The organism is Ruegeria sp. AF3 (assembly GCF_056536285.1).
Genome location: NZ_JBQFJM010000001.1, coordinates 702069 through 714802 on the forward strand (window position 1 = coordinate 702069; position 12734 = coordinate 714802).

The 12734-nt window shown below is 58.3% G+C and carries 9 protein-coding genes; 3 read left to right on the forward strand and 6 right to left on the reverse strand.

All coding sequences use genetic code 11. From position 1 onward, the window contains the following. Positions 1 to 39: 39 nt before the first annotated feature. Complete coding sequence (locus tag ACR3FC_RS03505; protein ID WP_480473424.1) at positions 40 to 1362, reverse strand: PQQ-like beta-propeller repeat protein; 1323 nt, start codon at positions 1360 to 1362, stop codon at positions 40 to 42. Positions 1363 to 1406: 44 nt separating this feature from the next. Beyond that, entirely contained in the window at positions 1407 to 2078 is a 672-nt protein-coding gene (locus ACR3FC_RS03510; protein WP_480473425.1) for a hypothetical protein, read from the reverse strand. Positions 2079 to 2303: 225 nt separating this feature from the next. Here ACR3FC_RS03510 and ACR3FC_RS03515 point away from each other — a divergent pair, with 225 nt between their 5' ends. Both ACR3FC_RS03515 and ACR3FC_RS03520 read left to right on the forward strand, forming a co-directional pair. Beyond that, on the forward strand, positions 2304 to 3530 hold the full coding sequence (locus tag ACR3FC_RS03515; protein ID WP_480473426.1) for an efflux RND transporter periplasmic adaptor subunit: 1227 nt from the start codon (positions 2304 to 2306) through the stop codon (positions 3528 to 3530). Further along, on the forward strand, positions 3527 to 7306 hold the full coding sequence (locus tag ACR3FC_RS03520; RefSeq protein ID WP_480473427.1) for an efflux RND transporter permease subunit: 3780 nt from the start codon (positions 3527 to 3529) through the stop codon (positions 7304 to 7306). Before ACR3FC_RS03515 ends, ACR3FC_RS03520 begins: the two co-directional genes overlap by 4 nt. A 43-nt stretch (positions 7307 to 7349) precedes the next feature. Here ACR3FC_RS03520 and ACR3FC_RS03525 read toward each other — a convergent pair whose 3' ends face one another. Genes ACR3FC_RS03525 through ACR3FC_RS03535 form a run of 3 tightly spaced genes read right to left on the reverse strand, consistent with a single transcriptional unit; the run spans position 7350 to position 11068 of the window. Further along, complete coding sequence (locus ACR3FC_RS03525; protein WP_480473428.1) at positions 7350 to 7748, reverse strand: DUF2147 domain-containing protein; 399 nt, start codon at positions 7746 to 7748, stop codon at positions 7350 to 7352. A 58-nt stretch (positions 7749 to 7806) separates the two neighbouring features. Then, positions 7807 to 9630 (reverse strand): ABCB family ABC transporter ATP-binding protein/permease, encoded by a 1824-nt coding sequence (locus tag ACR3FC_RS03530; RefSeq protein ID WP_480473429.1) that lies wholly within the window; start codon positions 9628 to 9630, stop codon positions 7807 to 7809. 58 nt (positions 9631 to 9688) lie between these two features. After that, entirely contained in the window at positions 9689 to 11068 is a 1380-nt protein-coding gene (locus ACR3FC_RS03535; RefSeq protein WP_480473430.1) for a LysM peptidoglycan-binding domain-containing protein, read from the reverse strand. Positions 11069 to 11195: 127 nt separating this feature from the next. Between ACR3FC_RS03535 and ACR3FC_RS03540 the strand changes: the two genes are divergently transcribed. Further along, complete coding sequence (locus ACR3FC_RS03540) at positions 11196 to 11747, forward strand: LOG family protein (protein WP_480473431.1); 552 nt, start codon at positions 11196 to 11198, stop codon at positions 11745 to 11747. Between the two features lie 104 nt (positions 11748 to 11851). On the opposite strand, the gene ACR3FC_RS03545 is transcribed toward ACR3FC_RS03540, so the two are convergent. Next, positions 11852 to 12730 carry a metallophosphoesterase gene (locus tag ACR3FC_RS03545; protein WP_480473432.1) on the reverse strand — a complete coding sequence of 293 codons (879 nt, stop codon included), beginning with the start codon at positions 12728 to 12730 and terminating at the stop codon, positions 11852 to 11854. Positions 12731 to 12734 lie beyond the last annotated feature (4 nt).

A 12734-nucleotide genomic window follows, 5' to 3' on the forward strand; every position in this document is an offset into this window, starting at 1 on the left:
TTTCAAGACTCAAGTTGCGCCCTTTAACGCATCTTGCCGTCAACGGAAAGCGTGTAGATCACCTTTGGTCGAAACAACATACAGCGTCTGCCCGGCCACAACAGGGGATGCTGTCGCGCCTCCGGGAACCTCAGCCTGATGAACCAGTGTTCCGTCAACTGGATTGAAGAACCGCAGAAACCCGTCGTTGGACGCAACCACAATACGACCCCCGGCCAGAATTGGGCCGTAATGCGCAAAGATCGGTCCCCGGCGGCCACGCTTGTCCTTGACGAAGCCCGGCAGATCCTGCGCCCAGATGACAGACCCGTCCGCCGCGTTCAGACGCACCAGCTGGCTGCGATCACTGATCAGGAAGATGCTGTTGCCCGCAGGCCAGACCGTATCGACCGCACCTTCGTCTGCAGTCCACCGGCGCTCACCGGAAGCGGCATCAAATGCGACGGTCCGGCCCGAGTGATTGCCGATGTAGATACTGTTGCCGACAACCATCGGACCGCCAGTCACATCGACGATTTGCGCCGCGGCGCGCCCGCGACGCCCCCCTGCAACAGACGCGTTCCAGCGGCGGATACCACCGCGGCGGAAAGTGGCCGCCACGTCACCCGAGCCAAAGGCAAATACCGCCAGATCAGATGCGATTGCAGGCGCAGGCGCACCCAGAACGTTCCCGACGCTGGGTGTGCCTTCGAATTGCCAGGCTATGCGTCCGTCCTTGGTGTTTACAGCCCAGCCGGTTTCATCTCCGGCCACAACGTATAACAGCCCGTCGTTCACCAGCGGAGCGCCGCTGCCGGTCGCTTCCAGGCGTTTTTGCCAGCGCACGGCACCCGATTTGGCGTCCAGCGCGGTCAACCGACCGAACCCTGACGACACATAAAGGACGCCGTCGGCATAAGCCAAACCACCCCCTGTTGCATCCGAGTCGCCATCACTTGGCGGGATCAGATCGGTTTCCCATGCCAACTGCCCCTGCTGGGTGACGGCTGAAACCGTCGCTCCTGAATCCAGTGTAAAGATCAATCCGCCCGCAACCACCGGCTCGGCAGTTATGCGTTGCTTGCGCGAGTCGCCCTGCCCGATCGAAACAGACCAGATCCGTTGTGGTGTTGCGCGCAAAGCGGCATGGGTGGTTCGGTATGCGGACGTTCCCGGACTTTGTGACCAGTTGGCGTTGACCTGTTGCGCCGGCAGGCTGATCGGTTGCGAGCCGCGCTTTTCGACCGTTTCCAGATCTGAAACAGGGCGAATATCCTCGCGTTCACCGGGCAGAATGGCTTCGGGCGGCTCACAGGCCGCCAGTGCTGTCAAGGCCAGAGCCGCAAAAGGCAATCCCGTACGGGAAAAAAATCTTGTTACCATGATATTCCGAACTCGCCTGTCGTTAAGTCTTTTGTCCCGCCTGGTCAGCCTTGCTGCGCCACCAATGGTTCAGGTTCCCCACCCAAAGCAATGATCATTTGCGCCGCGCGCTGTTGCAGATCGATCCCAACCTCTGCATCCTGCCGCAGCGCCTGCAATCGATCCAGCGCAGCATCGACATTCCCCTCGGCCACGTCAATCAGGGCCAACTGCTCTTCCGCCAGCAGCCGCAGCGGCGCTCCGGGGGCCGCCAACGCCTCGAACTGTTGCCGCCGGTCGGCGGCAGGCAACGTATCGCCTTGCAACAGCAGCGACTTGAAGCTTGCAATCGCGCGGTAAATCTCGGGCAGGTCGCCCTGAACGGCAACCGCGTTCAGGCTGGTGACCGCGTCTTCTCGGGATCCGGATTCGACCTGTGACGCAGACAACAACATGTCCAGCACGGCTTTCCCGCCCGGTGACATCGCCTCTGCCTGTGCAAGACCAGCAGCCCTTGCCGCCGGGTCATTTTCGGACAATGCAGCAAGAATCGTGTCACCCAATAGCTGAGCTTGCGCCGTGTCCCGCGCCTTGCGGTATTCATTGAAAGCGGCACCGCCGACGATCAACACGACGGCGACGACACCCACCCAGCCCCAGCGACGCAGCAACAGATAGATCCGGTCACGGCGCACCTCTTCGGTGACCTCATCAATGAAACTGTCTATATCGCTCATCCAAGCCCCCGGGCTGTCTATCTTGTATTAGTGCGCCATGTCATACCCCGGCACCAACGCCAAGCCAAGGGTCCGAATATGCGCATTTTCACCGCTTTGCTTCCCTCTTGCGAAAAAATGCAAACCGAACTATTCAGTTCAGTATGGAAAAGATGCCGAACAGACCCCATTTCATGGCGTGACAGCCCAAGTATTAATGGCGCAGATTCTTAGGAGAAACACTTTATGCGTTTGATTTCATTCATCAACGCCCTTCTCGTGATTGTTGCACTGTATTTTCTGGTGTTTGAACGTGACACCATGTTCGCCTTTGCCGGACGCGGTGATGCCGTGGAAGCAACACAAGTCGAAGCCACGGAAACCGAAAACTCCGATATCTCTGCCGTGGGCGTTGTCGCCGTGCGCTCGCAAGCGCGCGAAATTGACAGCGCTGTGCTGCTGCGCGGGCAGACGAAGGCGAACCGGCAGGTCGAAGTGCTTTCGGAAACCACGTCCACCGTTGTCTCTGAGCCCAAACGCAAAGGTGCGTTTGTTGAGGCGGGCGATATATTATGCGAACTTGACCCCGGCACGCGCCCGGCACAACTGGCCGAGGCCATGGCGGGCAAGCTAGAAGCCCAAAGCCGCATTCCCGAATCCGAAGCACGTCTGATAGAGGCACATGCGCTTGTGGCCGAGGCCGAGATCAATCTGACAGCCTCACGCAAGCTGGCTGAAACCGGATATGCGTCGGAAACCCGCCGCATCTCCAGCGAAGCTGTGATGAGCTCTGCAAAAGCCGGTGTGAAATCTGCCGAAGCCGGGCTGGAGGCCACGCGTGCGGGCATCGAAGCCGCCGCAGCAGCAGTCGAGGCCGCACAGCGAGAGATTGGCCGCCTGACCATCAAAGCCCCCTTCAAAGGTTTGCTGGAAAGCGACACCGCGGAACTGGGCAGCCTGATGCAGCCTGGATCGCTTTGCGCGACTGTCATTCAACTGGACCCAATTAAGCTGGTCGGTTTCGTGCCCGAGACCGAAGTCAATCGGGTGCTTGTCGGGTCCGAAGCAACGGCAACACTTGTGACCGGTCGGCAACTGGGCGGTCGGGTCACGTTCCTCAGCCGGTCCGCGGACGAGACAACACGTACATTCGAGGTGGAAATCACCGTTCCGAACCCCGACTTGACCATTCGCGACGGTCAGACCGCCACCATCCTCATCGCGGCTGAAGGTACGAAAGCCCACCTGCTGCCGCAATCGGCGCTGACACTCAGCAACGAAGGTCAATTGGGTGTGCGCACAGTTGGCGCAGGCAATGTGGTTGATTTCATGCCGGTCCGCATTTTGCGCGACACAGCCGAAGGTGTCTGGATCGATGGCTTGCCGGAAACGGTTGATATCATTGTGGTCGGGCAGGAATTCGTGATCCGCGGTGTGACCGTTGCACCAACTTATCGGGAAGCCTCGCAATGACGGGTATCGTCGCATGGGCCGCAGGCAGGGCCCGAATGGTAATGGCGTTCATCGCCATTTCGCTGGTCGTAGGCGGCTTTGCCTATGTCTCGCTTCCGAAAGAGGGTGAGCCGGATATCGAAATCCCTGCCCTTTTCGTTTCGGTGCAGTTTCCCGGGATTTCAGCGGAAGACTCAGAAAACCTTTTGGTCAAGCCGATGGAGACCGAACTGGCGGATCTCGACGGGCTCAAGGAAATGACGTCGACTGCGGCCGAAGGTTATGCCGGGGTCGCGCTGGAGTTTGAATTTGGCTGGGACAAGACCTCGATCATGGCGGACGTGCGCGATGCCATGAACACGGCCCAGGCTGATTTTCCCGAAGGTGCGGAACAATACTCGCTGACGGAAATCAACTTTTCCGAGTTCCCAATCGTCATCGTCAATCTGACCGGTGCCGTTCCGGAACGCACAATGGCCCGTGTCGCCAAGGATTTGCAGGACGAGCTTGAGGCGCTGGATTCCGTTCTCGAAGCGGGTATCGCGGGCAATCGTGACGAGTTGCTTGAGGTCGTTATCGACCCATTGCGGCTTGAAGCATACAACGTGACCGCAGACGAGCTGATCAATGTCGTGCGAAACAACAACCAGCTGATCGCGGCAGGCGAGGTCGAAACTGCGCAGGGTACATTCTCAGTCAAGATTCCATCGTCGTTCAAAACGGCGCAGGATGTTTATGGCTTGCCAATCAAGGTCAATGGCGACCGGGTTGTAACGCTGGGTGAGCTTGCGCAGATCAACTACACATTTGAAGATCGCGAAGGTACCGCCCGCTTCAACGGCGAGGCGACCGTCGCGCTGCAAGTTGTCAAACGCAAGGGCTATAACCTGATCGACACCGTTACGCAGGTGAAAGAAACCATAGCTCAGGCCAAGACCAAATGGCCGCCCGAGCTTCAGGCCGCGGTCGAGCTTGGAACGTCGAACGACCAGAGCCGCATTGTCGGTTCGATGGTCAGCCAGCTTGAAGGCTCGGTTCTGACCGCAATCGCTCTGGTGATGATCGTGGTTCTGGCCTCTTTGGGTACGCGGGCCGCGCTTTTGGTGGGCTTTGCAATTCCGACCTCGTTCCTGCTGTGTTTCGCATTTCTGGCGGTCATGGGCATCAGTATCTCGAACATTGTGATGTTCGGCCTCATTCTGGCCGTAGGGATGTTGGTCGACGGTGCCATCGTGGTCGTGGAATATGCTGACAAGAGAATAAAGGAAGGCGTCGGCCCGATGCATGCCTATGTCGAGGCGGCCCAACGCATGTTCTGGCCCATCGTATCCTCGACCGCGACGACGCTATGTGCCTTCCTGCCCATGCTCTTCTGGCCCGGTGTTCCGGGCGAATTCATGGGGATGTTGCCCGTCACGCTGATCTTTGTTCTGTCGGCGTCGCTGATTGTGGCGCTGATCTACCTGCCGGTCATGGGCGGTGTTTCGGGGCGTCTGAGCCGAGTTTTCGACCGGTCTTCGAACTGGCTCCGTGCGCGTACCCGGTGGTGGGTTCGGGCAGTGATGGTGCCCCCGTCGCTTTATATGATCTTCTTGGGTGCGATGCAGGTTCTGAACCCTGACTATCTACTGCCCGGAGGAGTGGTCGCTGGTGCCCTGCTGTTCCTGTTCGGGGCCTTTGCCGGGTCTGTAACACTGAGCGCGGCCAAGTTCGAGCGGGCGGAAGAAAACCACGTCCACACCGCTGACGAACACACACCTTTCGGACATGTGATCCGGTTCCTTGTCGGCAACCCGATTATGCCGATCGTGTCGCTGGCGGCAGTTTTCTCTGCCGTGTATTTTGTGACCTTCGTCTGGTTCCCACAGGAATCAAGAGGTGTCGAATTTTTCGTTGAAAGCGAACCGGAACAGGCAACAGCTTACGTCCGTGCCCGTGGCAACCTGTCACTGGCAGAAAAAGACAAGATGGTCCTGCAGGCCGAACAGATCATTGGATCTCATCCGGCGGTAATCAACGTCTTTTCCTTTGCCGGCGAAGGCGGTCTTGACCAGAATACCGGCGGCGCGCAGGCACCGGCGGACACGGTGGGGCGGGTCCAGTTTGAAATTATCCCATGGGAAGATCGTCCGAACGTTTCGGAATCCGCTTTGTGGGGATTGTTTGAGCGCCACTTTGTGGCACCCGAATATGATGGCGATTATGTAATCGGCGATCTTAACGCCAAACTGGCGACAATACCCGGTATCGTTGTTGAAATCCTGGCATTGGAACAGGGCCCGGCCTCGGCCAAACCGGTTCACCTGCGTATCAAGGGGGACGGTTGGGACGAATTGAGATCGGCCACCGTCGCCGCGCGCCAGGTCTTTGACGAAACGCCGGGGCTGATCAAAACCGAAGATACCCTGCCCCTGCCTGGTATCGATTGGCAGATCGATGTCGACGTGGCCAAAGCTGGTCGGTTCGGCGCTGATGTAGCCACTGTTGGTGCCATGGTGCAGCTTATGACACGCGGCATCCTGTTGGGTGAGATGCGCCCAGACAATACGGATGAAGAGATCGAGATCCGTGTCCGATTGCCGGAAGAGGATCGCGTGCTGTCGACTTTGGATACGCTCAAGGTCCGCACTCCGGACGGGTTGGTTCCGCTGTCGAACTTCGTAACCCGGGAACCCGTGGCCAAACTGGCCCAGATCAACCGTGTCGACCAGCAACGTTACTATGACGTCAAAGCGGATGTTGAACCGGGGCTGAGCAAGGTTGTGACCAAAGGGCCGGACGGGAAAGAAGAACGTCTGGCTATAATGCGCGAAGTGACCGACGGCTACACTCCAACCGGCACCGTGTTGGACGGCGACGTAGGAAAGTCCTACGAACTGGTTCAACTGACCGGTGCAGAGAATATAGACAAGCTACGTAGCGTGATTGACGCGGGAGACGCGCAGTTCGCCCTGATCAACCCGAATGAGCGGATCGCAGTACTGACCGAATGGCTGGAAACCAGCCCCTTCGCCAACTCGATCAGCTGGCAATGGACCGGTGATCAGGAAGAACAGGAAGAATCCGGCGCATTTCTGGTGAATGCCTTCATGGGTGCTTTGGGGCTGATGTTCGTGATCCTGCTCGCCCAGTTCAACTCGTTCTACAATTCGGTGTTGGTGCTGTTGGCGGTTGTTCTTTCGACCACCGGGGTTCTGATCGGCATGATCGTGATGGAGCAACCCTTCTCGATCATCATGACCGGCACCGGTATCGTTGCTCTGGCAGGAATTGTGGTGAACAACAACATTGTTCTGATCGATACCTATCAGGAATACAGCGCCTATATGCCAAGGATCGAGGCAATCGTCCGCACCGCGGAATCGCGTATCCGCCCGGTTCTGCTGACTACGTTGACCACGATGGCAGGTCTGACCCCAATGATGTTTGGGCTTTCGCTGGACTTTATCAATGGCGGCTATTCCATCGACAGTCCCACCGCTCTGTGGTGGAAACAGCTGGCCACAGCGGTTGTCTTTGGTCTTGGCATCGCCACTGTTCTCACCCTGATCGTGACGCCGTCGCTTCTGGCGCTGCGTGTATGGGTAACGACTTACGCTGTCTGGCTCAGCCGCGGGCTTGCCCGTATGACCGCGGGGCGGTCCAGTAAGATCGCGCAGGACATGGCTATTGGTCGCTCGGCCCGCAAACTACAGGCGACCGAGATTGTGTGGGATGAGCCGCACCAATCCGAGACCGGTTTGCAAGACGAGCCCACGGATCAATTTCCTGGATCGCCGCTAAAAGCCGCAGAATAAGAATGAAAGGACCGGGATTTCCGGTCCTTTTCGTTTTCTGTCGTCACAGTCGGGACCAGGTCTGGTGCGCGCAAATCGAATGTTCACAGCCTTTGACCATGAGCTTGTCACCCTGCAACGTCATCTGCGGAACAGCATCAACGTCGATCAGGGGAACCCAGAACTCACCCCCGCCGTATTTTCCGCCGCCTTCGCTCGACACGTCCCAGAACAGCTTTTTCCCGATATTCGGCGTTTGAACTTCTTTGCCGGAAGAATCAAAAGCCGAAAGTATCGTGCCGCAGAACTTGTCCGCGCAGGCGGATATCTGGATATGCGAGATCAGGTTCTTTCGATCAGGTTCGGTCTTCCACACGCCCTCAATCGGGTCAGCTGCGACCATAGCCGGGAGAAGAACCACAACGGCTACAGATACTAAACGTCTTGCTAATCCATTGATCATGGCATCCACCCTCATGCATGGCGCATCCTAGCACATTCCGCAGGGCAAGATGAGCCCCTCACGCGGCCTCACTGTCGGATTGCTGGCGGTTCCACAGTTGAGCATATCGCCCGGACCGCGCCAACAGCTCGTCATGGGTGCCCTGTTCGATGATCTCGCCAGCTTCCAGAACCACGATCCGATCAGCCTCGGCAATGGTGCTGAGGCGATGGGCAATCGTGATCACGGTCCGCCCTTCCCCAGCGCGCGCCAGCGCATCCTTGATATCCTGTTCCGTGTCGGTATCCAGGGCCGAGGTCGCCTCGTCCAGCAACAGGATCGGGGGGTTCTTCAGCAATGTCCGCGCGATGCCAACCCGTTGCTTTTCGCCGCCGGACAGTTTCAAGCCGCGCTCACCCACCATGGTGTCGTATCCGTCAGGCAGCGAAGTGATGAAGTCATGAATCTGGGCGGCACGGGCTGCGGCCTCGACATCCTCCGGGGTGGCATCGTCGCGCCCATACGCAATGTTGTAGCGAATGGTGTCGTTAAACAGCACCGTATCCTGTGGCACAACGCCGATCGCGGCATGCAGGCTGGTTTGGGTCACATCCCGAACATCCTGCCCGTCGATCTTCAGCGCGCCTTTGGTCACGTCATAAAACCGGAACAACAGCCGCCCGATGGTCGATTTTCCAGACCCCGTCGCCCCTACGATCGCGACCGTCTGTCCGGCCGGAACCGTCAAGGAAACACCCTTGAGGATTTCCCTTTCAGGGTCATAACCAAAATGCACATCTTCAAGTGTTACCTCGCCACCATTGACCGCAAGGTCGGGTGCATCGGGGTGATCGATGACTTCGGCGGGTTGTTCGAGCAGATCAAACATCTGCCCCATATCTACCAGCGATTGCCTGATCTCGCGATAGACCGTCCCCAGGAAGTTCAATGGAACGGTAATCTGGATCATATACGCGTTGACCATGACAAAATCGCCCACGGTCAGGTTTCCATTCTGAACGCCAATTGCGGCCAGAACCATGACTCCGATCAGGCCGCAGGTGATCAGGAAGGATTGGCCAAAATTCAAGAACGCCAGCGAATAGGCGGTTTTCAGCGCCGCCCCGGCATAGGCTTTCATCGACACGTCGTAACGTGCAGTTTCGCGGGATTCCGCGTTGAAATACTTGACGGTTTCGAAGTTCAGCAAACTGTCAATGGCGCGCTGATTGGCTTCGGTGTCCTGATCGTTCATCTCACGCCGCAGCTTTACCCGCCATTCGGTCACGGCAAAAGTGAACCAGATATAAAGGCCGATGGTGACGGCGACGACCACCAGATACCAGACGTCGAACAACCACATCAGGATGATCGCAACCAACAACAGCTCAAGGATCAGCGGCCCGATCGAGAACAGCAGGAAGCGCAGCAGGAATTCAACGCCTTTGACGCCCCTCTCGATGATACGGCTCAACCCGCCGGTGCGGCGCGAAACGTGATAGCGCATGGACAGGTTATGGATATGTCGGAACGTCTCCAGCGCCAGCGCCCGCAAGGCCCGCTGTCCAACAGGGGCAAAGGCGGCGTCCCGCATTTGCTGGAACCCAACCGTCATCATGCGAGCCACGCCGTAGGCAACCGTCACACCCACTGCGCCCAGCGCTAGCGGCGGCACGCCTTCACCTGCCAATGAGTCAACGGCGCCTTTGTAAAGGATCGGTGTATAAACCGCGATCAGTTTGGCCAGAACCAGCATCGCCATGGCAATAACCACGCGGCGCTTTACCCAAACCTCGTCCTGCGGCCAGAGGTAGGGCGCAACCTTGCGGATTGTGCGCCAGCCTGAACTGCGCCCGCCGCTCTGCACCCCGTCATTCGAGGCCATCGGAGATGTTCGTCTCATCACGTACCTTGTCTGCGGTCAGAGAAAGGCTCTGGCCCGCGACGGGCCAGCGCGTTGATTATTCCGGTATCGTAAAGATTTGCCCCGGATAGATCAGATCCGGGTCGCGGATCAAGTCGCGGTTGGCTTCGAACAGGCGCACATACAGGATGCCATCACCAAAGCGGTCACGCGAGATCGCCCACAGCGTGTCGCCCCGCTGCACAGTGACCGACCGGATTGCCGGGATGTCCTGCGCCGCCGTTCCGTCACCGCCACCTGATGCTGCTTCCAAAACTTCAACAGGCTCGCGCTTGAAGGGGGTTTCGACCCGGCTGAGGACCTTCCCGTCCGTGTTCACCGCGTCAACACGCAACGTGTAAACACCGGGGTCGATACCGTCCAGATCACTCCGCCAGGATCCATCCTGTTCCGGAGCGAGGTCGGCAACCAGACGATTGTCCAGATACACCCTGATGGCCGCCCCGTCCTGTACTCGCCCGGTCAACTGGACATCACCGGTTTCAGAATACCCGATGGTATCCAGCGCGACCTGTTCCGGCGGGGTATCCCGAACCACGGGAGGCTGCACGAGCTCAACGCCTTCTTCGCCCGACCGCAGTACCGCGATCTGCTGACCCGTTTCAGATGTCTCCGCTGGCAAATCGGCAACCTGCGTTTCGCCGGTATCCGGCGCGGTCGTTACAGGGTCTGATGTTTCGGTCTCAGTTGGGGTTTCGGTCTCTGGGTCGACCACTGCAGCGGCTATTTGTTCATCAGTCTCGGCTGTTTCGCCCTGATCGGCAGCATCAGTTTGCTGCGCAACCGGCTCTTCTTCGACCGGCTTGGGCAGGGCGGCGATCAGATAGTCATCAGACCGGGTTGTTTGCCCGCTGCTTTTGCTGTGCAGGACTAGCCCCCGCGCGGCATCGCTGAAGGGGATGGAGACGAACTCGGCGAATTGCCCGCTGCTGTCCACCGTGAATGTGTGCACGGTTTCACCGTTCAGCAGAACCTCAATCTGGCTGCCCGGCTCGGCGTCACCTGACAAAAGCGCCGTTCCGTCTGCTTCAACAAAAATCTGATCCAAAACCGGGGGGGCCACGGGTGCCGTTGCATTCTCTTCCGTCGGGGCCGCTGTAGGTTCTGTGTCTGGAACCACATCTGTTGCCGCAGCCGTATCTTCAGCGGGTTCAACGGTTGGTGCCGCATCCGGTGTTACGGCGGCCTGCTCAGCTGGTTCTGTTGTGGTGGTTTCCGCGGGCGCTTCGGCCGCTTGTTCCTGCGGCTGTGTGGCCGTAACAGATGCGGGTTCCTGCGGTGCGCCCGCCTCAGGCTCTGGCGCTTTGGTGAAAGCGCCGGACAGATACAAACCCCCAACGCCCAGCACGGCAACCAGACCCGCAATCACACCCCAGACAAAATTGCCCGAGCTTCCGTTTCCCGATTTGGCGTCCATTGTTTTCCTTTCACCCCGCCGTACAAAAACTTTGTCTTCAAAAGCCTTCCAGCGGACAGTTGAGCCAATCTATCAATCCCGCTATCAGGGGTCAAAACCTCTGACACAACCCCGGAGCGTCTCTTTCATGTCTCAGAAATCCGTCTGTGTGTATTGCGGGTCACGCAATGGGGCCGAGAAGGCTTATTCTGAAACCGCGCGACAGTTTGGCAGCCTTCTTGCACTGGAGGGCTGGCGACTTGTTTATGGCGCTGGGGATGTCGGGCTGATGGGTGAAGTTGCCCGTGCCGCGCAACAGGCCGGTGGCGAGACCTTTGGTGTCATTCCGGTACACCTGGTCACACGAGAGGTCGGCAAGACCGACCTGACCCATTTCGTGATCACCGAAACCATGCACGAGCGGAAAAAGGTCATGATCATGAATGCTGACGCCGTCGTTGTCCTGCCCGGCGGGCCGGGATCACTGGACGAACTGTTCGAAGCACTGACCTGGCGGCAGCTGGGCCTGCACGACAAACCCATCGTGATCGTCAATGTGAACGGCTATTGGGACGCGTTGAAAACCCTGCTGCACCAGGTGATCGGTCAAGGCTTTGCAGATCGGTCATTGGGCGACTTTGTTATCTGGGCTGAAGATGCGGAAACAGCGATGAGAGCCTTGCGCGACAAGCTGAGGTAAACCCGGCAGATCGCGAAAGTGTCTGACCGAACACTGCGGTGCATCGTTGCCGCACATATGTGGGTAAGAAATGGGGCTGTTCGATTTGGCGAAGCCTCAAGCCTTTAGGCAGACAGTTCGATGACCGTGATCTCGGGGGTCACACCAAAGCGAACCGGAAGGATGGAACATCCGATACCGCCGGAAACAACCAGGTCCCGCCCACCTTCGCGTACATGCCCATAGGCATATCTGTTGCCGTATTTAGAAGGCACGATCGGCGACCAGCCAAACAGGCGGATCTGACCGCCATGCGTATGACCGGATAGCGTCAAGGCCACCCTGTCGGGCACTTGAGGGAAGATGTCGGGTTCATGCGCCATCATCACAACCGGGGCGTCGTCGGTGATTTGCGCCAGTGTCCCCGACAGATCATCCAGCCCCTTCGGTTTACCGTTACGCCAGATCGCAAGCTGATCTTCAAGACCCGCCAACCAGATACCAAAAGCTTCTAGCTTGATGGCGGCATTCGACAAAACCGTAATTCCGCTCTGTTCCAGCGCATCGACATATCGGTTGGGGCCAGCACCACGGCGCTGCGCCTGCCGGTCATCCCACCAGTCGTGATTGCCAAGTACCGCAAAGACACCGTTCTTGGCCTCAAGCTTAGCAAGAACCGGTGCCAGATCGTTCATTTCGACAGGACGTAAAACGCCTTTGTGGCTTGCGAAGAAATCACCCAGAAGCAGGATCATATCCGGCGCAAGCGCATTCGTGCGCCGTACCACCTGTTTTATTCGGTCCAGCCCGACCAAAGGCTCGCCCAGATGCAAATCGGCCAGCACGGCAATCCTGAGCGGTGGCGCTGTCCAATCCTCTCGGCGGACGCGCCATTTTCGCACGCGCAGCCGTAGGGCGGGTTCGATGAAAAACCCGTAGACTGATGTGATTAGGCCTGCCAGCGTCACCGCCAGCAGGCCCTTGATAAACCAGCGTCGGTTCAATGGT